This is a genomic window from Endozoicomonas montiporae CL-33, assembly GCF_001583435.1.
GTDB classification, from domain to species: domain Bacteria; phylum Pseudomonadota; class Gammaproteobacteria; order Pseudomonadales; family Endozoicomonadaceae; genus Endozoicomonas_A; species Endozoicomonas_A montiporae.
Genome location: NZ_CP013251.1, coordinates 704,933 through 730,994 on the forward strand (window position 1 = coordinate 704,933; position 26,062 = coordinate 730,994).

At 48.8% G+C, this 26,062-nt stretch carries 23 protein-coding genes; 10 read left to right on the plus strand and 13 right to left on the minus strand.

Annotation, left to right across the window (positions count from 1 at the left end; translation table 11 throughout):
- Positions 1-103: 103 nt before the first annotated feature.
- From EZMO1_RS03160 to EZMO1_RS03180, 5 genes are all read right to left on the minus strand, one after another.
- The gene (locus EZMO1_RS03160; RefSeq protein ID WP_236632095.1) at positions 104-1,567 is read right to left on the minus strand and encodes a glutathione synthetase; all 1,464 of its coding nucleotides are present in this window, start codon (positions 1,565-1,567) and stop codon (positions 104-106) included.
- Positions 1,564-3,369: an ABC transporter ATP-binding protein gene (locus EZMO1_RS03165; protein WP_034879622.1), complete on the minus strand. Its 1,806-nt coding sequence runs from the start codon at positions 3,367-3,369 to the stop codon at positions 1,564-1,566. The genes EZMO1_RS03160 and EZMO1_RS03165 overlap by 4 nt, the downstream gene beginning before the upstream one ends.
- Positions 3,369-5,168, minus strand: a complete 1,800-nt coding sequence (locus EZMO1_RS03170; RefSeq protein ID WP_034879623.1) for an ABC transporter ATP-binding protein — start codon at positions 5,166-5,168, stop codon at positions 3,369-3,371. The genes EZMO1_RS03165 and EZMO1_RS03170 overlap by 1 nt, the downstream gene beginning before the upstream one ends.
- A 118-nt stretch (positions 5,169-5,286) precedes the next feature.
- Positions 5,287-5,709, minus strand: a complete 423-nt coding sequence (locus EZMO1_RS03175; RefSeq protein ID WP_034879624.1) for a MarR family winged helix-turn-helix transcriptional regulator — start codon at positions 5,707-5,709, stop codon at positions 5,287-5,289.
- A 123-nt stretch (positions 5,710-5,832) separates the two neighbouring features.
- Positions 5,833-6,723: a hypothetical protein gene (locus EZMO1_RS03180; RefSeq protein WP_034879626.1), complete on the minus strand. Its 891-nt coding sequence runs from the start codon at positions 6,721-6,723 to the stop codon at positions 5,833-5,835.
- A gap of 221 nt (positions 6,724-6,944) precedes the next feature.
- On the opposite strand from EZMO1_RS03180, the gene EZMO1_RS03185 reads away from it, so the two are divergent.
- A complete protein-coding gene (locus EZMO1_RS03185; RefSeq protein WP_201772252.1) occupies positions 6,945-8,273 on the plus strand; it encodes a DUF1800 domain-containing protein in 1,329 nt (442 codons plus the stop codon).
- Positions 8,274-8,278: 5 nt separating this feature from the next.
- The gene (locus EZMO1_RS03190; RefSeq protein ID WP_034879628.1) at positions 8,279-9,427 is read left to right on the plus strand and encodes a DUF1501 domain-containing protein; all 1,149 of its coding nucleotides are present in this window, start codon (positions 8,279-8,281) and stop codon (positions 9,425-9,427) included.
- A gap of 74 nt (positions 9,428-9,501) precedes the next feature.
- Here EZMO1_RS03190 and EZMO1_RS03195 read toward each other — a convergent pair whose 3' ends face one another.
- The gene (locus EZMO1_RS03195) at positions 9,502-10,233 is read right to left on the minus strand and encodes a hypothetical protein (protein ID WP_145912446.1); all 732 of its coding nucleotides are present in this window, start codon (positions 10,231-10,233) and stop codon (positions 9,502-9,504) included.
- A gap of 198 nt (positions 10,234-10,431) precedes the next feature.
- Between EZMO1_RS03195 and EZMO1_RS03200 the strand changes: the two genes are divergently transcribed.
- Together EZMO1_RS03200 and EZMO1_RS03205 are read left to right on the plus strand one after the other, a co-directional pair.
- A complete protein-coding gene (locus EZMO1_RS03200) occupies positions 10,432-11,151 on the plus strand; it encodes a response regulator (RefSeq protein WP_034879632.1) in 720 nt (239 codons plus the stop codon).
- Positions 11,152-11,193: 42 nt separating this feature from the next.
- A complete protein-coding gene (locus tag EZMO1_RS03205) occupies positions 11,194-12,636 on the plus strand; it encodes an ATP-binding protein (protein WP_034879634.1) in 1,443 nt (480 codons plus the stop codon).
- 139 nt (positions 12,637-12,775) lie between these two features.
- Here the strand turns inward: EZMO1_RS03205 and dbpA are convergent, their stop codons facing one another.
- Complete coding sequence (gene dbpA / locus EZMO1_RS03210; protein ID WP_034879636.1) at positions 12,776-14,155, minus strand: ATP-dependent RNA helicase DbpA; 1,380 nt, start codon at positions 14,153-14,155, stop codon at positions 12,776-12,778.
- A 408-nt stretch (positions 14,156-14,563) separates the two neighbouring features.
- Here dbpA and EZMO1_RS03215 point away from each other — a divergent pair, with 408 nt between their 5' ends.
- Positions 14,564-15,424 carry a hypothetical protein gene (locus EZMO1_RS03215; protein WP_034879637.1) on the plus strand — a complete coding sequence of 287 codons (861 nt, stop codon included), beginning with the start codon at positions 14,564-14,566 and terminating at the stop codon, positions 15,422-15,424.
- A gap of 282 nt (positions 15,425-15,706) precedes the next feature.
- Positions 15,707-17,182: an SLC13 family permease gene (locus EZMO1_RS03220; RefSeq protein WP_034879639.1), complete on the plus strand. Its 1,476-nt coding sequence runs from the start codon at positions 15,707-15,709 to the stop codon at positions 17,180-17,182.
- Here the strand turns inward: EZMO1_RS03220 and EZMO1_RS03225 are convergent.
- The 6 genes from EZMO1_RS03225 to EZMO1_RS03250 all read right to left on the minus strand — a co-directional run bounded on the left by EZMO1_RS03225 (position 17,179) and on the right by EZMO1_RS03250 (position 20,553).
- On the minus strand, positions 17,179-17,526 hold the full coding sequence (locus tag EZMO1_RS03225; RefSeq protein WP_034879642.1) for a DUF2956 domain-containing protein: 348 nt from the start codon (positions 17,524-17,526) through the stop codon (positions 17,179-17,181). The two genes, EZMO1_RS03220 and EZMO1_RS03225, sit on opposite strands and share 4 nt — an antisense overlap.
- Positions 17,527-17,529: 3 nt before the next feature.
- Positions 17,530-18,042 carry a GNAT family N-acetyltransferase gene (locus tag EZMO1_RS03230; protein ID WP_034879645.1) on the minus strand — a complete coding sequence of 171 codons (513 nt, stop codon included), beginning with the start codon at positions 18,040-18,042 and terminating at the stop codon, positions 17,530-17,532.
- Between the two features lie 195 nt (positions 18,043-18,237).
- Positions 18,238-18,687, minus strand: coding sequence for a hypothetical protein (locus tag EZMO1_RS03235; protein ID WP_034879647.1), 450 nt, complete (start codon positions 18,685-18,687; stop codon positions 18,238-18,240).
- Positions 18,688-18,806: 119 nt separating this feature from the next.
- Positions 18,807-19,223, minus strand: a complete 417-nt coding sequence (locus EZMO1_RS03240; protein WP_051790728.1) for a cupin domain-containing protein — start codon at positions 19,221-19,223, stop codon at positions 18,807-18,809.
- 4 nt (positions 19,224-19,227) lie between these two features.
- Positions 19,228-20,067, minus strand: a complete 840-nt coding sequence (locus tag EZMO1_RS03245; RefSeq protein WP_034879652.1) for a putative RNA methyltransferase — start codon at positions 20,065-20,067, stop codon at positions 19,228-19,230.
- Between the two features lie 123 nt (positions 20,068-20,190).
- On the minus strand, positions 20,191-20,553 hold the full coding sequence (locus EZMO1_RS03250; RefSeq protein WP_330217142.1) for a DUF5062 family protein: 363 nt from the start codon (positions 20,551-20,553) through the stop codon (positions 20,191-20,193).
- Positions 20,554-20,601: 48 nt separating this feature from the next.
- On the opposite strand from EZMO1_RS03250, the gene EZMO1_RS03255 reads away from it, so the two are divergent.
- From EZMO1_RS03255 to EZMO1_RS03270, 4 genes are all read left to right on the plus strand, one after another.
- On the plus strand, positions 20,602-21,744 hold the full coding sequence (locus tag EZMO1_RS03255) for a hypothetical protein (protein WP_145912447.1): 1,143 nt from the start codon (positions 20,602-20,604) through the stop codon (positions 21,742-21,744).
- The gene (locus EZMO1_RS03260; protein WP_082212371.1) at positions 21,737-22,963 is read left to right on the plus strand and encodes an MFS transporter; all 1,227 of its coding nucleotides are present in this window, start codon (positions 21,737-21,739) and stop codon (positions 22,961-22,963) included. The genes EZMO1_RS03255 and EZMO1_RS03260 overlap by 8 nt, the downstream gene beginning before the upstream one ends.
- Positions 22,964-22,968: 5 nt before the next feature.
- Positions 22,969-23,847, plus strand: coding sequence for a hypothetical protein (locus tag EZMO1_RS03265; protein WP_051790729.1), 879 nt, complete (start codon positions 22,969-22,971; stop codon positions 23,845-23,847).
- Positions 23,848-24,228: 381 nt separating this feature from the next.
- The gene (locus tag EZMO1_RS03270) at positions 24,229-25,956 is read left to right on the plus strand and encodes a sulfatase family protein (RefSeq protein WP_034879658.1); all 1,728 of its coding nucleotides are present in this window, start codon (positions 24,229-24,231) and stop codon (positions 25,954-25,956) included.
- The last annotated feature ends 106 nt before the right edge of the window (positions 25,957-26,062 follow it).

Below are 26,062 nucleotides of genomic sequence, written 5' to 3' on the forward strand. Positions count from 1 at the left end.
GACGCTGTTGCGATAGGATGGTGGTTTGTACCTAAGTACTCATTAAGATCAGATGTCGGGTGCGGTGGATGAGGTATTGCTTAGAATACCTCATCATTCAGCATCAGGCTTTGCCAGGCACTATTGCCAGCGAGTCGGCCGCGCCCATACCGCTATGGACTCCCCCTTCCGATACGGTGGAAGGTTTGCTGCGAATCAGGTAGCCCGCGTAACCGTTACCATCACCGTTATGGTGTGTCATCGGTTGACCATTGAAATGGATCGTGAAGAGTCCGATTTCACTGATCAGATCATCTACCTTGACTGCTTCGCCACGGCGAACCAGTAAAGCGGGGCGCTGTCTGTGCGCCGGGTGCAGGCGGCGCATCAGTGACCATGCCTGATAATCGTCACTGGAAAAGGATTTTAGTTTTGGCAGTATATCGTCACCAAAAATACAGTGTCCTCCGCCTTCGCCCTGGTTTTTCAATACCCAGTGTTCAGCAGGCTTGTCGGCAAACCATTCTGCACTGGTTTCGTCAACAGGCAACATAACCCCCAGAGACTCTTTGGCCTCTCTGGCTTCGGGCAGGGTTAGCCCGAAACGGGTTAACTCTTCTGCAGACATTGAGGTCAACAGCATTTGCACCCGTTTGCTGGTAGCCAGCTGCTGGCTGACGGTCGCATTAATGGCAACATTGTGTTGTTCCATAAAGGCTCTGGTCTGGCTGAGCGCCTGACAGCAGCGGGCTTCTTCCAGATCATGGGCGACAAAGTCAGAGTATTGATAACCGGCCCGGAGATAAACCGCATCTATACTGCCAATACCTTCCAACAGAAGACGATGGTTCTCACCGCTTGCCAGCTGATCATGCAACTCACGAAATGTACGACGAACCGTTCTTATTCCAAGCTTTTGCAACCCTTGCTCAAGAAGATGCTGGTCGTAAACGTTGTCTTCATCGGCCTGCACCACCATAAGAAACACAGGTTGTCCCGATTCCCCTGATTCTTCTCTTACCTGTCTGGCAGTGGCTGCCACGCCTTCTGACAACAGCTCAATAGCAGGGTTTTTGATCAATTCCAGATGATCAACCGGAGACCAGTGTTGAAAGGCAGAAGGCCATTGTTTCTGAAGGTAATCATGCAGTTCATGAGCCCGTTGACCAAAGGGCCCCATTCCGGCAGCGATGCCATTGAACTCAATCACCCGTGGACCCACTTCGGCATCGTCCATAAAGTCCGTACGCATAAATAGCATGGGCTGCCTGAATGCTTTCTGTTGACCAAAGTGAATGTGCTTATGCAGATTCAGCAGGTTGGTAAAGAAAGGGTCTGCCCCGGCAATGGGTGCCATCACTTCCTGAAGATAATCATGGTCTTCGGAAACGGCATGAATCAGTTTTGCCAGTACCGGAACCGACTGCCTCAAGTGCGAAAAGCGGGCTTCATCAATTAACGTAGGTGCCAGACTGAAGGCGCAATGAGTGGCCGATTCTGGCGATGTTTTCAGGGAAAAGCCGTTTAACAGGGCCCACTCAATGGCGTCCTGAATAGCGGGTTCTGGTGTTACAGGGTTCATCATCATGCCACCACTAAACTGGATGAAGGTATGTCGTTGGAAAAGGGTTCTGCAGCGGAATGCAGTTGCTCTTTGGTTTGCTGGGATAGATACAGATCACGGTAATGTCCGGCCTGATTAAGCAGTTCATGATGCGTACCGCGCTGAACAATCCGGCCTTTGTCCATCACCAGAATCTGGTCGGCGTCCTGAATGGTGGACAGTCTGTGTGCTACTGCAATGGTGGTTCGACCAGAGCGCAGCGTGATCAACGCATCTTTAATGGATTGCTCGGTTTCACCGTCAATGTTAGCGGTAGCTTCGTCCAGCAACAGTATGCGCGGGTTCTGGGCTACGGTTCTGGCAAAAGACAACAGTTGACGTTCGCCGGTCGAAAGAGCCTGACCTCCGGCTCCGGGCTGGTGCTCATAACCATCCGACAGTTTTTGGATAAAGGGATCTGCGTGTACTTTTCGGGCTGCACTCACTACATCATTCATGTTGATATCAGCATGGTTAAGGCTGATGTTTTCGGCAAGGGAACCACTGAAAATATAGGGTTCCTGAAAGACCAGGCCGAGATGATCGCGCAGGGCAGATTCACTGATATTATTCAATGCCTGGCCGTCAATCAGAACGTCGCCCTGCTGGTGTTGATAAAACCGCATCAGCAGATTGATCACGGAGCTTTTGCCACTGCCGCTGTGGCCAACAATGGCGGTAAACTGACCGGGTTCAACGGTGAAGCTGACATTATCCAGCGCCTGATTTTTGCCATCATAAGACAGGCTGACGTTGTTAAACGCCATCCTGCCACCGCTGATAGAAGCATTGCCTGTTTGTTGACGGGATTCTTCAGGCTCATCCAGCAGTTCAAAGACACGCTCAGCCGCAATCAAAGATTGCTGAAGATTGCCCAACTGCATGGAAATCTGGCGGAAAGGTTCAAAGAAGCGTGCCAGATAATTGATAAACGCATAAATAGTGCCGACCTCTACCACAGAGAAACCGGCTCTCCAGCCAAACCAGGCGACAATGCCCGCCAGAGCCATCGTCTGCAGAAAATGACCAAACGGCATTAGCAGGAGACTGTCGATGCCGATCACTTTACGGCGCAGAAGACTCCATTCTTTATTGTTTTCTGCAAACTGTGCACGACGGTGATCTTCCTGATTGGTTGCCTGAATAATCGGCATACCCTGCAAAGATTCGTTGATGTTGGTGTTGATGTCTGCGAGGCGGGCACGAACGCCTGCAACGACCGGGCGGCTAAGGGTCTGATACAGACGCATACTGCCCAGCAGAATGGGAACAATAACCAGCATCAGCAGCATCAGTTTGAAGTCCAGCAGAGCCAGTGCGGTGAATATGCCCACCAGTTTCAGACCACCACGGAGGATGGCAGGAATCACACCAACAAACATTTGTCGTATGACTTCTGAATCGTTAGTCAGTCTGGAGACCAGCCTGCCTGTGGGTTCTCCGTCAAAATATTTCATGGGCAGCTTTAACAGGTGACTGAAAGCTTTTTGACGAATGTCGTGTATGACTTCAAGGGCATTATCCTGAAACAGAACGCCCTGAATGTATTGAAATATTGAAGCCCCGACGTAGGTGCTGGTCAGCGCGACCCCGAGGATCGCCAGAGTTCTGATGTCGTTATTACCCACTACAATGTAGTCATCCAGAATAATTTTCATTACCCAGGGTGAAGCCATTTCAAAGGCTGTGGCCACCATCAGCAGTAAGAAGGCTGTGATAAAGCCTTTTGAGTAAGGGCGGCTGTAGCCCAACAGGCGTCCAAGTCCTGCAAATCGTTTTGCTTTCATCAGGCGCTTACCAGAGTAGATGAATCATTAAATGATCGGGAATCAATAGTGTCTTTGTTCTCCATCAGAAGGGTGCGAGCCTGCTGTTTGAAGATTCGGGCATACCATTCCGGGCGATCCAGCAGTTCATCGTGAGTGCCCTGTTCCTTGATGGTGCCTTCATCAATCACCAGAATATGGTCGGCAGTGATCAGCTCGGGTAACCGTTGCGTGATCAGCAGAATGGTTTTGCGGTTTTTATAGGCCGACAGATTTTTCAGAATGGTGGCTTCTGTTTTCATGTCCAGTGCACTAAAGGCGTCGTCCAGTAGCAAAATATTCGCATTGCTTAGCAGTGCGCGGGCAAACGCAACACGCTGCTTCTGACCACCGGACAGGTTGATGCCATTTTCACCAAGAATCGTGTTGTAGCTATCAGTGAACCGGGTAATATCTTCATGAACAGCCGCCAGTCTGGCCGCCTGTTCAATCTCTTCGCGGCTGGCGTCGGGCTTCGACATCGCGATGTTTTCGGCAATGGTTCCGGAAAACAGCATCGGCTCCTGAGGTACCCAGGCCATTTGACTGCGCAGGCTTTTCAGTTGTATCTGGTCAATGGCGATGCCGCCCAGTGTAATGGCTGAGCCGGAGTCCAGATTGAACTGGCGTTGCAACAAGCGGAACAAACTGCTTTTGCCGCCACCGGTTCGACCGGTAATACCAATAAAAGAACCTGCCGGAGCTTGCAGCTTAATATTGCTAAGCACCGGAGTGTCAGCCATTGGGTAATGGAAAGACTGTATATCAAATGCCAGATCATGGTTGGCAGGTGCTTCTACCGCATCAGGCGCATCGGAGACAGAAGGTTTCTGGTTAAACAGAGACTCCAGTCGGCTCCAGGAAGCATTACCACGCTGGAATACACTGAACTGCCAGCCAAACTGCATCATCGGACTGAGTAGTTGTCCAAGATAGAGAGTAAAGCTGGTCAGAAGACCCAGTGTCATTTCACCCTGTTGAATCAGCCATGCACCACCCATCAGGGCAATCACAAAAGAGAGACCAAAGAACAGGTTGATGGTAGGGCCAAAGATGGATTCAATGCGCGCTACTTTCTGGTTGGCGGCAACGGTTTCTCTGGACAGTTCGTGGAAACGCTGCTCTTGTCGTTTATTTAACTCATGGGCACGAACCGCACGAATACCAGTGACCGTTTCCCGGGCTTCTTCATTCAGGTTGGAAAAGCTGGCCTGAGCCCTGCCAAAGGTTTTGTGCATGGTGGTGCCGTATTTTCCGGTAGCCCAGATCAGGATCGGGAACGGGATCAGCACCAGTAACGTCAGCTTGCCACTGACGGCAAATACCATGGCGGCAAGTACGGTAAAGCCCGCAATGACCGAATCAACCAGGGTCATGATGCCACCACCGGCGCTTTCTTCCACGGCATTCAGGTCATTGGTGGCGTGAGCCATTAGATCGCCAGCGGTGTGCTTCTGGTAAAAGTCGGGTGACATTCGGGTGAAGTGGGCAAACAGCCGATCACGCTGGCTGCGAACCAGATCAATGGAGGCGCCATACAGCAGAGAGCGCCAGACGTAACGCAGGCCGTAAATGGCAATAGCAATCACCATAATGCCTGCGATGTACATCATGAGTTCCTGAGTAGTCAGGCCGTCGAGGGTGATTTCATCCACCACCCGACCGATCAGCCAGGGAGGCAGCTGGTTCAGTACGGCAACGGCTTGCAGGCTGATAAAGGCCAGCAGGTAGTGTTTCCAGTAGTCACGCAAAATGAAGCGCATTTTCCATAGCAGCTTCATGAACGGTGTTTCCTTGGTGTCAAAGAGATTGGCATTCAGTCTTTCCGGTATTCATATGGTTGTCAGTGTCAACTAATTGGGCAATAAAAAAGCCTTAAAAGGCGGTTGTTCAGTCGGTTTACTTCAGGTGTTGAACAAGAGTCTGTAGCCCCTTTGCAAGTTGTTTCGCGGCTTCAGGTTCCATCTTTTTCAGCAGTTTGTCTATCCGTTTTTCCTGAATACTGACCACCGACTGCAGGCATTCTTCAGCCAGTTCGGTGAGGGACAGACATCGTATCCGGCTGTCATCGGGGTTAACACAGATGTTAACCATATCGCGGGCTTCCAGACGTTTAACAACACGTGTTGCACCACTTTTGGTAAAACCCAGCGCCTGACCGATGGTTTGAATGGAGCATCTGGGCTGGTTCTGAATGCTGCGCAGAGCGAGGTAGTCGATCAGGCTGAATTCTTCACACTGGCTGCTTTCACAGCAGTTGGTGCTGAAGTTGTGAGACAGTGTGACTAAGGCGTCGTATAACTGCTTGGCCTGTTGGCTCATGGGAAGATACCCATATTGGTAAAATATGGGTATTAAAAGACTGTTGGTTGATACTGTCAACTAAGTAAAGTACGAAGCTGCAGAATGCTATTTGAGTGATCTAATACCATTCTGCAGAAGAAGCTATTTTTTTCTTAATCCTACGTTTTTACACCTGTCATTATCTTTGTTCAGTTTTACGCCGCAGCAACATTTACCACTGGTATCCATAGAAACTGTTTCACAGTTTTCGTTGTGTGCAAATTTACAGCATTCTTCTTTGGATCTTTTCTTCTTACATGTTGTACTCTCGTAGCAAGTTTTTGCGCCAAATGCACTTAAGCATTCCTCAGCCCAGCCCCGGCGATAAAATTCATAGCCTTCACAGGTAAATTCAGTATCAGGATTATATATAGGGCAGCCGTCACTTCCCTTGGGCTGGTCTTTCGGAGTTTCTAGGTAATAGGGTGAATCATCATTCATATGGCATTGGCCAGGCTGCGAGTAACCAATTCTGATTCTATGCTCACCGTTTCTTTCTTCATCAGAAAGGCATATTTCTCTTAAAGAATAAGTTGTAAGCTGTATGCTCTGATCCAGATCATTATGATTGATAACGGGAGTATGACCCTCTGTTGAAGTTGTGCAATCTGGAAAGAGGCTCTGGAACTTATTAATGTTCATCGAAAGCCTTCCGCTTTTACTGTATGAATCGATCAATTTTTTTAAGTTACTGTAATCGGTGACCAGCCATCGTACACTGTCGATGTAACCATCTCCTCGACCTGGAGTGGTGTAGTAGCACTCTATCCCTCTGGTATTAATAACTTTACCAATGTAATAATCAGCTCCATTTTGAAAAAAGCACACATTACCAACATATTTATCCAAATCACTGCCCGTGCCATATTCCACAGCAGTATCTTTGGTTGTATCAAACCAGCAATTCTTTGGAGCAGATTCGCGGGCAATGGATGGAAGGGCGGCAATGCTGAGCAGAGTCAGCAAGAGTGCGCGGCTAAAAAAAGACTTCATTCAGTTCACCTGTTTTTATAGTCAGACGGCTGCCTTCAGGCATTAATAGATCAACATGGTTGTCAGGACAGATGTATATAGATGACAAACAGGGTTTCAGCCATAAACGCTTTAAACCTTAAAATGCGTAGGAAAATGTAAGAAAACGTGATTTAAGCCTATAAAACTGTACTTCAGTGTTGTTATTGTGATGGATAATAAAAAATCAGCCATTGCACCGAATGATGAATGATAGACATGCAGTTATTGCTGCTAACCGCTTTGGCCTGGGTGCAAAACCAGGCGACCTGAACATTGCCCGGGGGAATCCGGAACAGTGGCTTTTGAATCAGCTAACACTACCGGATCTGTCTTCTGGCCATCCGGATTCGGGTGAAGTTCTTGATGCTTTCTACGTTTACCGAAGGAAGGTAAACCGTTTCAGACAGCAGAAAATGATGGAAAAGCCTGACAATATTGCTGGTCAGCTGTTTGTCCGAATGGCAGCGGACACGGTCTATGGTGCCGTGAAAGATGAGCATTCGCTGAACTGGCGACTGTTGGATTTCTTTTCCAATCACTTCAGTGTGTCGGGGCAGGGAGGCATGATGAAACCTCTGGCGCCCACACTTGAGCGTGAGGCAATTGCCCCCAACCTGTTAGGGTCTTTTGAACAGATGCTGGTGGCGGTGGAGCAACACCCTGCCATGCTGGTTTATCTGGACAATGCCAAATCCGTCGGCCCTTCAACCAGGGCAGCCGGAAATAAACGAGGCTTAAACGAAAACCTTGCCAGAGAAATCCTTGAGCTGCATACCCTGGGTGTTCATGGTGGTTACAATCTGGAGGACATTCAGGAACTGGCAAAAGCCATCAGTGGCTGGAGCGTTAGCCGCCCTAAAGAAAGTCAGCATGGTTTTGTTTTTCGTCAGGCCACTCATGAGCCAGGCACACGGGTAGTACTGGGAAAAGTCTATCGGGACACCGGTATCGACCAGGGAGAAGCGATTTTAAAAGATCTGGCTATACACCCTGCCACGGCAAAGTTTGTATCGTTTAAACTGGCACGTCATTTTATCAGCGATTCACCGTCTGAAGATCTGGTAAAGGCCATGACGGAGACCTGGCGACAGACAAAGGGGAATATAAAGTCTGTTGTCACCACGATGATTGAACATCCGGATGCCTGGCACCCAACGCCCGCCAAGTTGAAAACCCCAAGAGAATTCTACATTTCCACATTGAGACTGACAGGTTTGCCATTGCCCAATGCCCGGCTTCTGGTCAATACGCTGGTGAATCTTGGTCATGCCCCCTTTGGTGCAGGCTCGCCTGCCGGTTTCAGCGATAAGTCTTCCGCCTGGGATGGGGCTGACGCCTTACTGAAGCGGGTTGACTGGGTGAATATGATCAGTCGGCAGGTGCGTATGAATCAGCCACCGCTTGAGTTGGCTCAGGCGCATTCCGGCAGTCTGCTATCGGATCATACGGCCAAAATGGTAAGCCGGGCTGAAAGCCGGCAACAGGGGCTGGCTCTGTATTTGATGAGTCCTGAGTTTTTAAGGAGATAACCGGAATGAAACGCAGAGAACTGATCAAAATGCTGGGTATGGGGCTGTCAGTCGCTCCGGTTTCCTTAAATGCACCGTTTGCCTTTGGTGATGACAAACAGGCTTCATCTTCACGTAAAGTGGTCTGGGTGATGCTTCGCGGAGGGATGGATTCACTGCAAACCGTCGTCCCTGCCTTTGATAAGGATTTAATGAAGCATCGTCGTGCACTGGCCGAACCTGTAATTGATGATCTGAATTCGCTGGGACAGGGCTTTGGTTTGCACCCTGCGCTGAACCATCTTTATGACTGGTATCAGAATAAAGAGATGGCACCCGTTGTGGCAGTCGCTTCACCCTATCGTTCACGTTCGCATTTTGAGGGTCAGGACTTTCTGGAAAGTGGTCTGACGACCATTAATCACGACAGTGGCTGGTTGGGCAGGGCGTTGAAGGCCACTTCAAAACAGGGGCTGGCTGTGGCTCATTCTCTGCCTGTCAGCATGCGTGGGCAGGCGAATGCTTCCACATGGTTTCCATCCCGTTTCAGGGTGGCAGAAGATGACTTATACAGTCAGCTGTTCAAGCTGTATCAGTCGGATGATTTGCTCAGGGAGCGACTGGAGCAGGGGTTGCAAACCCGCGCCATGGCGGAAGGGGCTGTGAGCGGTAATAAAAAAGCGCATTTTGAAGCTCTGGCAAAAGCGGCCGGATTGTTGCTGAAGGACGACAACTCACCCAATGCCCTGATGCTCGAAATGGGCGGCTGGGACACTCATGATAACGAGGTATTTCGCCTGAACCGGCAACTGCAGCAGCTCGACGAAGGCATGGGGTCTTTGAAAAAAGAACTGGGCAGTGTCTGGAAAGAAACCTTGGTGATTATTGCCACCGAGTTTGGTCGAACCGTAAAGGTTAACGGAACCATGGGCACGGATCATGGAACGGCTTCAGCATTGTTACTGGCCGGAGGTGCTGTAAAAGGTGGTCAGGTACTGGGTGAATGGCCGGGACTGAAGTCATCCCAACTGTATGAGGGGCGTGATCTGATGCCAACCTCGGATATAAGACACTGGATAGGCACTGCTATGCAGCAGCATTGGAAGATGTCTGATCAGCACATAGCCAATGTGTTTCCGGATTTACCGACAGGGAAAACGACATTAATAGTTTAATTTCGCAAAAAAATCCCGCATCAAAGGATGCGGGAAAATAGCAACGAAATCTTCAGTCAATCAGCAGTCTTCAGTCATTTAGCATCAACCTTTGCTTTACGGGCTTCAATACGCTTTTGAATTTTTTCAAACCTGTCCAGAGGCATGCCGTTCTTCGCCAGCTGTTGTTCTTCTACCAATGAGTTGTCCTGAGTGACGATGGTTACGTTGTAGCCATTATCGGTGCTGGTGACCTTGCCTAATTTAAGGTTGTCATTGCCACGCATAATCAGTTTGGCTTCGGTCAGGGTTTCAATCTGGTCCGCCGTGAATTCCCGTGCCATCATCTTATGACCAGCCTGCCCACGCGGGCCTTTGTGCCCGCGCTGTCCGGCTCTGGCCTTTCGTTCTCCACGGTCTTTCATTCGTTCACGGAGTTCGCCGCTACTGCGGTTTTCCATGCGTTTCTGCAGAGCTTCGTAGCGTTCCAGTGGCATGGCATTCTTAGCCAGCTTCAGCTCTTCTACTAAAGAGTTGTCCTGAGTGACAATGGTTACGCTGTAGCCATTTTCTGTTGGCTTGACTTCATCCACCCGTACATTCGGGTTGCCCTGCATAATCAGTCGGGCTTCAGACAGGGTACGAACCTGATCGGTCGTAAACTCTTTGTCCATGTGTGTGGACAGTTTGCTCATCATCATGGCGGAGCGGTGCTTGCCGCCCATCATCCGGACTTCGTTGTTCTCTGTCTCAACTGACATAGCAAAAGCGGATGTGCCAGCAATCAGGCCAGCGGCAATAAAAGCAATAGATGTTTTTCTGTTCATGAACCCGTCCTCGTTTGTTTGGTTTACGCTTCTCATTAAAGCGTGGGTATGTCTCAGAAATATCTCTGTGCTGCCCTCAATTGTCGCAATTTGTATCAGCCGTCTGCGCTTTTTGTCAGGCTGATAATATTTGATACAACTTTCCTTAATTTGAGCCCGTATAATCGAATGAAAGAGAGGTCGTACGGTGTTAGAACCATGGCAGAACAACAGCATATTCTCGTAGTCGATGATCACGATGAAATTCGTGATCTGTTAGGGCGTTACCTGGGACAACATGGTTTTCAGGTCAGTCTGGCTGACGGTGGGCAGCAAATGCGTCAGGTGTTGGCCGGTGCTTCGGTGGATCTGGTGATTCTCGACATCATGATGCCGGAAGAAGACGGGCTGAGCTTGTGTCGCTATTTGAAAGACAATGGTGGCCCACCGGTTATTATGCTCACGGCATTGGGTGAAGAAACGGATACGATTGTTGGTCTGGAAATGGGTGCGGACGACTACATATCTAAACCATTCAGTCCAAGAGAACTGCTGGCACGCGTCAAAGCCGTTATCAGAAGAATGAGCGAAGTTCGTCCCAGACAACAGACAGCCAGTGAACCTGAAAAAATGCGCTTTGAAGGCTGGACGCTGGACCTCAATCAGCATCAGCTGGAACGTCAGGACGGACTGTTGGTGCCGCTGAGTACATCTGAATTTCGTCTGCTGACGGTCTTTTTAAATCACACCAAGAAAGTATTAAGCCGCGATCAACTACTGGATATGACCAAAGGCCGTGAAGCACTGCCTTTTGATCGCAGTATTGATAACCAGATCAGCCGGTTGCGTAAGAAAATCGAAGAAGACCCCAAAAATCCAAGGTTGATCAAAACGGTCTGGGGCGGCGGTTATTCATTTACGGCGAGCGTTGCTTCCTGAATGGTGTACTTCTGCCTGTGTTCTTATGAAGGTAAATAACATTTGATTAAACGCTTTAGCAAATTACGTTCATCACGACTCTGGCCAAAAAGTCTGGCAAGTCAGATGATTCTAGTGGTGTTGTCAGGGATGGCAATGGCGCTTGCCATCAGTCTGTGGATGGCAGGTGATGCTCATAAAGCGGCGGTGAATCGCATTAATCAGAGCATGCTGATTCGGCAGTCCGCCACGTTGGCAGAGGTGCTGGAAGCCAGTCCGGCCAGTTTGCATCGGTCGATATTGAAAACGTCTCGTCGTGAAAATGCCTTTTTCCGGTTATCAGACCAGAGTCTGGTACCCGCAGATAATTTTTCTCCCGAAGAACAGATGCTGATCAGTCGCATTGCCCGCTACTTTAATGATCCGGACTCGGGGCGTCAGATCAGGGTCAATCTTGCCAGTGAGCGTTCTGAAGAAATGATCCCTCCCCGTCGTGCAAGATACTGGGAGGAACGCAGGCGGGACAATGAATACCGCAAACACCGTCCTAACCTGCTGTTTCTGAATGTTTCCATTCAGCTGAAAGACGGACAGTGGCTGAACATGCAATCAGCGACACCCAATGTCATGCCGTTGCTGGCGAAAAGAACAGCATTTCTGATGGGAATATCAACGCTGTGTGTTCTGATTGGTATCATTTTCATGGTTCGGCGTATTACCCGGCCTATTAGAAAACTGTCGTTTGCTTCAAACCGTCTGGGACTGGGTGAAAAGATTGAGCCCTTAAGAGAGGAAGGGCCTGAGGACATCCGCGAACTGATCAGAGCGTTTAATTTGATGAATGAGCGGCTGCAACGGTTTGTGGCGGATCGAACCCGTATGCTGGCAGCCCTGTCCCATGACCTGAGAACACCGATTACTTCCATGCGGCTGAGAGTAGAGTTAATGGAGCCGGGCCCTGACGCCGATCAGCTACTGGCGACGCTGGATGAAATGCACCAGATGTCTGAAGCCACTCTGGCCTTTATGCGACAGGCTTCCGACAACGAACCCACCCGCCCGGTGGATCTGGATGCTTTGCTGGACAGCCTGTGTGAAGATTTGCAGGACATTGGCTTGAATGTGCACTATCAGGAAGGTCAGGAAGTTATTGCGCATTGTCGTTTGGTAAGTCTGAAGCGAGCGCTGCGTAACCTGATCGAGAACGCTGCCAAATACGGTTCAGTCGCCTGCGTAAGCATGTCTGCAGAGCAGGACAATGTACGCATACAGATACAGGATGAAGGGGATGGCATTCCGGACGCCATGATCGAGCGGGTGTTTGAGCCGTTTGTGCGAATGGAAGAGTCACGAAATCGTGAAACGGGCGGGATTGGTTTGGGCATGTCCATTGCCCGAAACATTATTCATAGCCACGGTGGTGATATTCAGCTTGAAAATAACGACCGTGGCCTGTTGGTGTCTATTTGGTTGCCATTGGCGACTTATACCAATTCCATCTTCTAAACATGAATTGCGCAGCCATTTCAAACCACTGGCTCTGCGTCAGAACTCCTCGCAATAGCCAGCTATTACTCGTCGTTCTTCCTTGCCCAGCGATTTGAAATAGCTTGCTCATGGTGATATTTAGAAAACGGAATTGGTATTAAATCCGGCGAACTTTAAACTTTCTGCCTTTGATCTTGCCTTTCTCCAGTCGGCTCAAAGCCTGTCGAGCCGACTCCCTTTTGACAGCAACGTACGCCACAAAATCAAAGATATTGATTTTGCCGACCTGATCTCCGGCAATACCGGCATCGCCTGTTAATGCACCAAGAATATCGCCGGGTCTGACTTTGTTTTTGCGACCACCATCAATGGCCAGTGTTGCCATCGGGGCTTTAGGGGCATCGGCTTTGGGTGAAGGGAGTTGCCCGGCATCGGATTGAACCAGTTCTGCTTTCAGAATGTCTTCAATCCGTTCCAGCTTATAGCGTTCTTTAGAAGTAAAGAGACTGAAAGCCAGACCATCTTTACCGGCACGGCCGGTTCGACCAATACGGTGAACATGCACTTCCGGATCACGGCTGAGGTCGTAGTTGATGACACAAGCCAGATCGTCAATATCCAGACCACGGGCCGCAACGTCGGTAGCAATCAGAATGTTGGAACTCTGGTTGGAAAAACGCACCAGCATCTGGTCACGTTCTTTCTGATCCATATCGCCATGGAGCACCAGAGGTTTGTAACCGAGATTGTAAAGTTCTACACCTACGTCCTTACAGGTCTGTTTGGTGTTGCAGAAAATGACACAGGAAGCAGGCTGGTGGTGTGCCAGCAGTTTGTGTAATACGGCCGGTTTTTCATGGTGTTCAGCCTGATAAAAAGCCTGCGCAATATGCTGATGACTGTGGACGGACTCGACGGTGACTTCTTCCGGTTCATGCTGGAAGCGGTCACTGAGCTGGCGAATGCCTTTTGGATAGGTGGCAGAAAAGAGCAGGGTCTGACGATAGTTCGGTGTATGGTCGATGATGTTCTCAATGGCATCAATAAAGCCCATATCCAGCATACGGTCTGCTTCGTCGAGAACCAGCGTGCTCACCTTTTCAAGGGAGAGAGTACGTTTGCGTAAATGATCCTGAATGCGGCCCGGTGTACCAACAATAATGTGAGCACCATGCGCCAGTGAACCAATCTGCGGCCCGATGGGTTGCCCGCCACACAATGTCACTACTTTTATGTTCTGTTGATAACGAGCCAGTTTGCGAATTTCATTGGCCACCTGAGTCGCCAGTTCCCGGGTCGGACACAGCACCAGAGCCTGACAGCCGAAATAACGTTGACGGATTTTCGTCAGCATCGGAATACTGAACGCCGCTGTTTTGCCGCTACCGGTTTTGGCTTTGGCAATCAGGTCTTTGCCGTCCAGTGCCAGAGGCAGGCTCTGTTGCTGGATAGTCGTCATCTCGCGATAACCAATGGTTTTCAGGTTGTCTAACAAGGCGGGTGGCAGCGGCAGGCTGGAAAACAGGGCTTGACTCAAGGCAGACTCTTTTTTGCTGATAATAAAAGCAGCCAGTATAACAGAGCTCTGCGATGACTGTTCTCAGTGGAAGTTCGCATGTGAATGGTGGAAATGGTTGCTTTTCGGGAACTAAAGCAAGGCTCTATGGGTCTCTAGGAGGCTGTCCGAGAATAGCGCCCGTAGCGAGGATGGCAGAAAATTGAGGTTGAAAAATCGGTTTTGTGAGGAGAATAGCAAGCTATTTGACGAACAAAAGCGATTTTTCAGACCAATTTGCTGTCAGCAGTAGGGCAGTCTATTCTCGGACAGCCTCCTAGTCAGGACCTCTGCTCATAGAGAAGTCCATTTGGCCAGCAGGTCGTTCTGATTCATTCACTGTAACCGTTCACTAATGCTGCAACGGTTAGAAAATAAGGAGATAGGGTAATGAGAAAAGTCCTCAATGCCAGCCTTCCTTTTGCTTTGTTGTTTTCATTGGTTGCCAATAGCGAACCTTGCTGGCAACACCGGTCAATTCCTCCGGCGGATGGCAGTCTGTGCATTCTTGCCGAGAATGAAGTGGTGTCCGGCAAGTTGCAGTGGTACTTCGGCAGGACAGCTCTCGATCTGGATGAAACGGATCAAAGTTCTGGTCATCCCGGGCACTTTTGTGCCTATGAAGCGTTAATCAATGGCGGCCATATCGTTAAACGGAGTGCTGATTATTTATGGCTGGATGCAACGGCTGATGATGTCAAATCCCGGCTGCAGAAAATTCCCTTGCATGAGAATAGTAAATACAGTCCCGATCCTTCTGATAAATGGGTATTGGATTCAGCCTCTCTGGCAGGTTTATTCAAGTCTTGTTCCATAGAAAAGCCAGAGTATGTTGATTCCAGCGAAGTGATTTTTTGCGCCAGACCCCTGCCCGAAGGCAACATTGGCTTTGGAAAAGTCAACCAGGTGGGGAGGTGCAAGTTGTTTGATGCGGAAGTGGGAGAAGGCCGGTTACAAATGTCTGATTTGCAGGCCAAGCGCAAAGCGCTTCCGGACGTAAGCTGGGTTGGGGATGGTTGGGCGATTCGGAACGGCCAGTCGTTTGCGACCCACTCGGTTTATGGTTTGGGGTATAGCACGGAATATTGTCTGCTTCAGGCGATGATTCGTGGTCATAAGTACTGCAGTGTTGATAAAACAGGTCACTACCAGACAGGTGATGAAATTGATTTCGAAGATAAAGATCACGGGATTAATGATGTGTTTAAGCTGAATAATCCAGCTTCATCCTCAAGGGGTGCCGAACTGTAATTGCAGGTCTGATCTTACGGCAAGGAAGCACTAATTTTTTGATCTATATAACCTTTAGCACTTGCTTGTTACTTACTGGTTATTTCTGGTACTAGATGGAATCCTTCCGAAGCGATGTTATTTTAGAACTAACCTTCGTCATTCGTGAGCGTTATATAAACAATTTTACATATTAATCAACGCTGTTTTGACTTGTTCCTCTTAGCTGCTGACTCATCGTTGCAGCTCAATAGATCAGGTCAATGACCGACACATTTACAGAATGACCATCAGGAATGCACTATGTCTCACCCCCCTTCTGAAAATGAAACGCCAGCGTCTGATGTGGAATCGGGCGTGATTCGCTGGCTAACCGGTTTTGTTTTAGGAGTGGTTCTGTTGGGTTTGACACTGCTGGTGCCTCCTCCGGCAGGCATGAGTGCCCCGGCCTGGCGTTGTGCCGGTCTGGCCATGATGATGGCTGTGTTCTGGTCTACAGAGGCTCTTCCCATACCAATCACGGCATTGCTGCCTCTGCTTCTGGCCCCACTGCTTGATCTTTCAGACCTCGACAAGGTGGCAGCACCCTATGCACACCCTGTGATATTCCTGTTTATGGGTGGCTTTATGCTCGGGCTGGCGATGGAGCGGTGGAACCTGCACCGGCGCATTGCCCTGCACACCATGTTAGCCAGCGGAACCGGAGAGCGGCGCCAGGTGATCGGCTTCATGGTGGCTACAGCCTTTATCAGTATGTGGGTGTCGAACACTGCCACAGCCATTATGATGCTGCCCATTGGTATGTCGGTCATCGCCATGATGCGAGAGCATAACCATCATCAGGGTGAGTTTCCCGGCGCATTATTGCTTGCCATCGCTTACGGAGCTTCTATCGGTGGCTTTGCGACCCTGATTGGCACGCCTCCTAACGCATTACTGGCAGCTTTTATGCAGGAGCAATACGATGTTGAACTGGGCTTTGCCCAATGGCTGGTGATAGGTGTTCCGACCAGTGTACTGATGCTGATTATCACGGGCTGGTGGCTAAGCCGCGGTGGCTATCGTTTGTGTACGGAAGAAAATGAAACGGTCAGGCTGTCGTTAAAACAACAGCTGAGCGACATGGGTGGCTTGTCCAGAGGGGAAAAGATGGTCGCCACCATTTTCATGCTGACAGCGGCTGGCTGGGTGTTTCGACCCCTTATTCTGCGACACTTCCCTGATCTTGCCCTGACTGACACGACCATTGCCCTGTGTGGCGCTATTGCCCTGTTTGTTATACCGGTTCGCTGGAAAGAACTGGCCTTCCTGATGGTCTGGAAAGATATTCAACGACTGCCCTGGGATGTTCTGCTTTTGTTTGGTGGTGGTCTGAGCCTTGCGGCCATGATTCGAAAAACCGGTCTGGCAGAATGGATTGCGGACAATATGAATATTCTGGAGGGTATGCCGTTGCTGATGGCTATTGGACTGGTGGTGACAGTGATTATCTTCCTGACGGAAATCACCAGTAATACCGCAACCACCGCTGCCTTTTTACCGCCTCTGGGGGCGCTGGCTGTTTCTTTGGGTATGGATCCTCAGATGCTGGCCATTCCGGCTGCCATTGCAGCCAGTTGTGCCTTTATGCTGCCGGTGGCAACACCGCCGAATGCCATTGTATTTGGTTCCGGCATGCTGTCGATTCGGCAAATGGTGCGCAGCGGGCTGATCCTGAACCTTGCCGGGATTGTGATCATCACCGGCCTGTGTTCGCTGCTGGTCGGCAAGATTTTTTAAATGTTCAGATAATACAGGTAGCCTGCCATTGTTGCCCAGCTCAGGCCAAGCAATATCCAAGGCAACCTGTTTTGTCGGTAAACGACAGACGTTGTTGTTTCGGTGATCTTTTCAACCACCGGTTTGGTTTCCCTGTGTCGTTTAATCATCTTCAGGCGCTTATCCAGCTCTCTGGCTTTCGCCTTCTGCTGCTTTTTGTATTGGTCAATGCCTTTCTGAATGCCCATGGCAATCAATCGTGTTTGTTCTTTGCTTTGTCCGGGCTTCTGGGTTGCCCGGGCAATTTTTAATGCTTCTTTTTTGGTTTCAATGGAAACCGTGTTTTTCTTTGCAGTGTTGGTCATAAGTCAGTTGGGTGTATCGGTAACCGTTTTATAGAGGCGAAAACCTCGCGCCTGATAGTTCTTCAGGGCACCAGGATGGTCTTTTGAGCAGGTATTGACTTGTACCCGGTGAGCGTTCCATTGCCATGCTGCCTCGATAGCAAGACTGAGGAATCCGCCACCGTAGCCTTTGCCAACAAAACGCTCGGTCAGACCAAAATAGTCAAGCTCGACGATATTGTCGCTGTTTTTGCTCAGTTCAAAGTAACCGGCAGGACTGTTATCAACATAAGCGATCCAGGTTCGACGGTTTGGGGTTTCTGCATAATCCTGCCACTGCTTATCGCTCCAGCTGAGTTTGTCGTTCCAGTTCCAGTGCCGGCCCACAAACTGGTAGAAAAACCGGTTAACTTCAAACTGCTTCTCAAGGCATTCACGTATCTCGAAACGGGCATTGGGCAGTGGTTTTCTGACCAGCTCGTGTTCGTGCTCCATGTTCAGATACCAGATGGAGACAGGCTCTTTGGGTATTGGCATAGGAAAAGGGAGAGGTTACAGCTTAAAAGGGCAAGTATCCTTTATATTTGTGCTGGTTCCAAGGCCAGAGTGGCTTACTGGCCTGTTTTTGAAGGATTTGATTTGATACTTTTCTGGTCGTTATTTTTGCAGCTATTTCTGCAGCTATTTCTGCAACTAAGAATCCAACGCGGGAGGTTTGCTCCCGCTTAATGATTATCGGTTCTGCACCTTCAGTCTTGCCATGGGGCAACTCTGGAAACCGGCGTTAACCACGAAGTGTCCACAGATCAGGTAAAACAGGCTCATCACCGCCAGCATGATGGAGAAAGACTTCACCATAATGGTCAGACTCCAGAACCCCTTAAACAGAAAGAGGTAAATACCGAACAGGTATGGCACATAGCTGCAGCGGTGCATAATCCGGATCAGTAATTTCTTTTTTGGGTTTATTGCCACCCCCCTGGCGAGCTGGATATTCAGCAAAAGAACCAGGGCGGAAAGAGCTGCAACTACGGCGATGTTGAAGTCCATCAGAGCCCAGCCCCGGGTCAGAAAGGAGGTAAAGGAAACAACGGTCAGCAGGCAAAGCAGTGCAACGGCTTTGGGAGCATACTTCATGAAGGCGTCATTGCTGCCGGTCGTATTCTTTATTGATGTGTTCATAGCGACCTCTCCTTTACAAAAGACAACAAAAGCTAACGTCTACATTGACATTTATACCCTTGTGTCAGTATTCAGAAATTGACGCCGAACAATAAAATAGTGGAAAACCGAAATATAAGTTAGTTGTCGTAGAATATCTGATCTAATGCCTTTACATGCACTTGACGTTCTTCCGGATAAACGACGGTATCCTTCTGATCCCGCTGGCCGATAATCAGATAACGACATATGGCTTCAGAATGGTTGTGCAGGGCGTGTCCGCGGTCATCGCCAGGCATAAAGCAGACGTAGTCTCCGGCAATCATGTGAATGTATTCTTCACCATGGAGCAGGGTACATTCACCTTCGACGATAAACAGATGCTCTTCTTCCGCTGTGTGAAAATGCAGTGGTGTTGACTGTTTGCCCGGTTCCAGCTCCTGCATGCGGGTTGCAATAGCCTGACCGCCAGCGTTGTCACTCAGGCACTTGCTACGAACACCGTACTGTTCACCATGAGTCCATTCGTCCCATTCGATCTCGTCAATATTGATCAAAATCTTAACTCTCTGAAGGTTGGTAGGCGATGGTGTAGAGTTTCATATCAATACCACATGCAAGCGATGTTAGCTCGGACAGTTGTTGTTTTTGTGACGGCTTAACATGCCAGTAGTGCGGTGTCATGGCCAACAGGTCAAGAATTAACTCTGACGAATTCAGATTCATTGTACCTTTCACTGAACCATTTTCCACCAGCTCAAAATGCTCCGGCAGCTGACTGACCAGCTTGTCTACCGGATAAGGGCGGACTTCTTCATAAATCACCTGTCGCAGTGCATACAGGTGATGTTCGCCGGGAGCCAGAACCAGAACGTTGCCTCCGGGTTTGAGGACACGACCGAACTCTTGCCAGTCGCAGCGGGAAAATACGCTGATAATGGTATCGACCTGATTGTCTGGTATCGGAATATCATTGACGCTGGCAACCAGCCACTGAACAGATTGACTGCGACGGCAGCAGGCCTGGATAGCGGGTTTGGATATATCAAAGCCACACACTGCTGCTTGTGGAAAAGCGTCGTGTAATCGGGCAGTGTAGTAACCTTCTCCACAACCTGCATCCAGAATCACAGGCTGATTGATGTTGTCTGTGGCAGTGCGGGTAGCATCTACAAGGGCATTGATAACAGGTTCATAATGCCCACTGTCAAGAAAACGGTTGCGCGCCTGAATCATTTGCTTGTCGTCCCCCGGGTGTTTGCTACGCATTTTATGGCTGGGCAGCAGGTTCAGATACCCCTGACGGGCACGGTCGAATTGATGGTTGCTGGTACAGGCTGCCCCGCTGTCTGTCGGTTGTAAAAGCTGCGAGCAGACGGGGCATTTCAGTTTGGCAGGCATGTTGATTGTAAAGTGCTGATATTCAAAGGGGCGTCAGTGTACTGGTTTTTACGGCCGCTTTCCTGTTTTTACTGGACATATGAAATGTAATGACGACTTGATTAATCGTTACTTTATTAATAGCTACTTCAGTAAAGGGTGACCCTCAGGCAGTTGTCGTGAAATCCACAAAGCCAGTTTATGTTTCATGTTCTGCTCTGACTCCTGACCTTTGACCAGTGGTTGGATGAGATTGTCGTGTACCAGTAGCCGGTACAGGTATTCGATTTTCTGGCGAGAAGAGTCGGTCTGTTCAAACTTGGCTGCTTTTCGCTTTTCAACGTAAATGGCACCAATGCGCAATGCTTCCCGAACCAGTTCGGTTTCGTTTTTAATTTTCTTCAATGCTGCAACCTCGTCGTTATAAATACCCGCTTTTTCAGAATAAGAGTACTCCGGCACAGGGTCAAAGAAAAAAACGATATGAAAATATCTGTCTATGCTCATTAGCCCATGCCTGCCTGACTGTATTAGTGACTCAGGAGTACTAGCATTGTGAAAGCAATAAAACAGGTCATAAGTATAAATGTGTTAACGGTGATGTTGCTGGCAACTGCCACTGGCAACCAGGTCCGCGCGGCTGAGGCGTTGCTGTCAGGGAGCGTAGCGGAAAGTATTGTTCAGTCTGACCGACCTGTGAATCGGGAAAAGAAAACTGTTCTTGAACGATTAAACCAGTTAAAACGCCCGTCCATTCGCGAGGAGTTTCAGAATGTGGCAGACATCAAAACAGAAATGATGCAGTTCTTCGCTTATTTCTCTGCCATGACCAACGCTTTTTATCGACGACTGGAGCTTATGGGAGTTGACCGTTTTACCGGGAAAGATGATGTCTGGCGTGCTTATTACGGTGTTGGGGCTGCAGCGCATACATTATTTCCTGAATATTTCCGGTTAAAGCGGGAGGTGATGCGTCAGGAAATGAATCTGGATCAGGACGATATTCAGTACAGTGATTTAACTCTGGATTACAGGGAAAAGGATGAGCAGTTTCAACAGCGGGTTTCCTTGCATCGAAAAGAAGGTATGAACCCTGATAACACTTCAAAGTGGGATAATAGCACTCTAAAGGCGCTGAGAGCCGGGGTTCTTAAGCTTGACCGCGAGGCTTCCAGTGCTTTTTCAAAAGAGTTTTTGGGCGGTCTGTATGAAACAGATTTCAGGGTAGTTAAGGCTCTGACGGATGCAATTATTCGTCAGGAAGACAGAATCTGGCTGTTTCATGAACTGGGTGTGTCGGACTGTCTGACGGAAGGAGTGTGCATCAAGAGCAGCAAACAGTTTTTTAAAGTGTCTGCCAAGCTGTCACAGTTGAAAGACGACCCCGTATTAAACCACTACTTTCCGCAGCTGAAGAATTTGTATTGTGAACCAGCAACCCGAACCTGTGAACCTTTAGGTCTGATTAATGTGTTAGACGCAGTTAAATCAGGAATGGAAGACGATCAGGCTCACCTACGTTCTCTCGCTATTGGCGCATTCCACCGTTTTGACTGGAAAGGGAGTGGAGCTCAGGTTCCGGTCACCCGAATGCTGGCAGGGCTGGATAATGAAGCCTTAAAAAAAGCTTATCTGGGGCTTTTGAGAGATCGGGTTTTCTGGCGTTACATTGAAAATGAACATACTTTAAATGAATAAAATGCTACCGCCTCTGGCACCGCTGCGGCGTTTGTCAAAAGCCAGACAGGTAGCCTTGATGGGGGCAGTGTCCATACTGCCCATGCTGCCTGTTACCTTTTTTCTTCCCATTCTGCCTGATATTGCCAGGTCTCTTGCTGTTAGCTCTACAGAGTTTCAGTTAGCGTTGCCTCTGTTTGTTCTGACTCAGGTGTTTGCCATGCCGGTGGTGGCCCTGCTGTCTGATGCGGGCTTTCGGCTGCACTGTCTTTACTGGTCGTTAGTGGTGTTTGTAACAGGCACGCTGTGTTGCCTGGTCTCAGTGGAAACCTGTCTGTTTTTTATTGGTCGGGCCTTACAGGGCGTAGCATCCGCAGGTTTGATGACAGTCGTACCTGCGATGGTGAACGAATGTTATGAAGACAATGAAGTGGCCCGTGTCCTGTCTTACATCACGGCCATAGGTTTTATCGTCCCAATGGCAGGGGCTGAGCTGGGTACGTTCATTGCATCCTGCCTGAGCTGGCAATATGTGTATGCAATCATTCTGGTGTATGCCGTGGTGGTGAGTCTGGTTTGCAGGCGTATGCTGAAAAAGCCCGAGCCTGCTCATCCTGTTGACTGTGTCAGATATTACAAATCCTGTTTATGGCATTGGAAAAGCATGCTGACGGATCGTTACACACTGGCTTTTCTGATTTGTAATACCGGAGTTGCCATTGTCTGTCAGATTTATGTGAGCAACTCTGCCTTTCTTTATCTTGAGTACTTTAAACTTCGGCCAATTACCTACAGCTATCTGTTAAGTGTCTTGTATTTAAGCCGGATGCTGGTCAGTGTGTTTAATGGTTTGCTGCTGAAAAGACATGACTATCTTTATATTGTGCATCACAGCATACCGTTACTTATTTTTCTGACGCTGCTGACAACCGTGATGGATTTGATTTTCCATCAGGCAGACACTCTGAATCAGATGTTGCCCATCATGCTATTTGCCCTGTCCGGCTTTATTTTAACCAATACTCTGGCGGGCGTTCTACAGAACAATGACAAGTGGGCCATGCAGGCTGTGTCGTTAATGTTTATTCTGTTTTCATCTATGGCGAGCATCGTCAATATTTTTTTGATTGTCCATCAGGACGGTACTCCTAAAGTATTATCTCTGTTTTCACTGTTGGTACTGGTTATAACCTATCTTGTCTTTTTGGGCACTCTGCCCGCCCATAAGCGAATCCGGTGACTCGTATGACGATTACAGTGGACTGCTCCGATCAGGAACAGATTGAACTGGAGGAGTATATTGATTTTTGTCGTTCACAGGCGCACTTAAATGACCGGGATCAGGTTCTTGCAAGTGCTTTTATGCTGCGTCGTCTGGCGAATAATCAGACATTCCTTCTTGATTTTCTTAATGCCCGTTTAAAGAATGTTGAACAGTACAATGTAAAAACAGATTTCACACCGCCCAGCTTTTATCTGTTCAGTTGCAATGCATTTTCAGTTCGGGCGGTATTGTGGCTCCCCTGCGATGAACCTGACTCGGAAGATGCCATCTCTCTGGGGTATGGTGTTACGCACAACCATCATTTTGATTTTCTTACCTGTGGTTGTTATGGGCCCGGATACAGAACGATTGTCCATTTGTGCGACAAAAGCCGGATGGCAGGTCTGGTTGGGGAGTCGGTTGAGGCCGCCTTTCAGGAAGATACCTTGCTGACGCCGGGTAAACTGATGTTTTACCGGCATACGGAAGATATCCATGTGCAGTATCCGCCTGAGAGTTTATCCGTTTCCATTAATCTGATTTTTCCCTCTCATCCTGATGCGCTTGAGCAGTGTGCTTTTGATCCTGAAACCTGGGTAATCACTCATCACCTTGACCCCATGGCGACCACAACAAGACTGTTTCAAATCGCCAAACTCCTGCACAACAATCAAACCGTTGAGCGGTTGCTCGCTATTGCCGAAAGGCATGCTCATCCCAGAGTGCGTTCTATGGCTTACTTCTCGCTGGTGTCGATTCTTCCACAGTCCAAAGCAGAGCTTTTAAAACAGGCAGGCAGTGACTCCAGTTCCTTTGTAAAAAAACTGTTTGCCGCTGCTAGTGAGAGCGAGCAGGGATAGGCCGTCTGGCCAGATAATGCATTCCTGAAAGTAGGGCTGGAAACCAGATTTTTCCATGTAGCTCAAACTGTAAACAGGTATTTTATAGAAATGTTTAAGCATTAGTGTTGGGGTTGTAAATTAAGTTAATATCTATGGATATCGGCGTAATCTGTAGATATATGTACTTTGTCGCTTAGTTGCGAGCCCCGTTATTTACTGATTTATACGATTTTTTGGCGACTGCTCATAAAATAGCTCAACGTTGATTCAAGTCACAAAAGCGATCATTTCAAAAGAAAAGCCCACACATACCTTGCAGGTACAGTTCGAAGTTGTACATAATGCGAAACGTTTCAATAATGAACTGGCAAGTCGTTTCTTCAGATAGAAAGGAATACAATGGACTTTACTCGATCTGCATTTTTAACAGGAGCAGGGGCGTTGCTGACCGCTGCTGCTCTGTCAGTACAGGCTGCTACAGCGGTTCAGACACAGCCAAATATTGTCTTCATCTTCTCGGATGACCACTCAACACGAGCTATCAGCTCTTATGGCTCTGACCTGGTACCGACTCCAAACATTGACCGGATCGCGCAAGACGGTGCCCTGTTCCAGAACTCCTTCGTTGCCAACTCTATCTGTCAGCCAAGCCGTGCAACGGTAATGACCGGTAAGCACTCTCACCTGAACGGTGTTATCGATAATACCTCTCGCTGGAATCCTGATCAGACAATCTTCCCTAAACTGATGGAAGAGGCGGGCTACCAGACCGCGCTGGTGGGTAAGTGGCACATGCAGCCAACACCGGTAAACGAGTTTGGCTATGCAACAGTACTGAGTGGTTCCGGCGGTCAGGGAACCTTCTATCAGCCTGAGTTTATTAACAACAAAGGTGAAAGCTATACCGTAGAAGGCTATTCCGCCGACATTATTACGGACAAGTCCATTGACTGGCTGGAAAACTCACGGGAAGAGGGTCAGCCATTCCTGCTGAAGGTTCAGTACAAGGCGCCGCACACACCTCGTCGTCCTTCGCTTGAGCATCTGGAAACCTTTAAAGATCACGTGTTCCCGGAGCCGGAAACACTGCACGATGATTACTCCACTCGTGGTGAGCATGCCGATAAGGCGTGGATGGAACTTTATGGTATGAACCATGAAGGTATTAATGCTTTCCCTCCGGCAGCGACAACACCAGAGCGCGCCAAAATTCGTGAAGACTGGTTTGCCAGCATGAACGAACATCAGCGCTGGGCGCATGATAGCTGGATGAATCGCATGACTGAAGAGCAGCGTGATGCGTGGCACGCTGCTTATGATGACATGAACTCTGAGTACTGGGAAAAAATCCAGACTGAGCCATACAAGCGTGTTTACAGAAGACTGACGCCTGAGGAGAAGAAGCCTCGTACACAAATGATGTATCAGCGCTTTATGAAGGAATATGCTGGTACTGTCGTTAGTATGGATGACAGCATTGGTCGTCTGCTGGACTATCTGGAAGCAAATGATCTGGTTGAGAACACGATTGTTGTTTACAGCTCCGACCAGAGCTTCTTCATCGGTGAACACGGTTGGGCTGAAAAGCGTTATATGTATGAAGAAGGCCTGAAAATGCCATTCATCATCCGCTGGCCTGGTCACATTGAGCCGGGTTTAAGACCTGACGCGATGATCCAGAATATCGACTACGGTCCGACCTTTATGGCGGCTGCAGGTATGGAAGCACCTGATGAGATGCAAGGTCTTTCTTTCCTGGATGTTCTGAAGGGAGAAATGACCGATGAGCAGTGGCAGGAAGGTCGAAACCGTATTTACTACCACTACTACATGCAGGGCGCTCATAACGTTCCTCGTCATGACGGTGTGCGTACGGAAGATTACAAGCTGATTCACTTCTACTCTGAAAACGACGGTAAGGGTTTGTATGAAATGTATGACCTGAATACCGATCCGCACGAAATGAACAACATTTTCGAAAATCCAGAGTACAAAGAAGTTCGCGACAACATGATGAAAGAGCTGGAAGGTGCTCGCGAAGAGTACGAAGTACCTGATGATGTTTATGTGGCTCCGTTCCCTTATATGAATGCAGAGGAACGCAGACGTTTAGGCTACGATAGCTGATCTGGCACTTAATTGTTGCTTCTTGAGCCGGGAGGGTGTCCTCCCGGTTTTTTTGTCTTAAATAAAAGTTTTCATATAAAAGACAAGTGCTTTTTATATGTCAGCG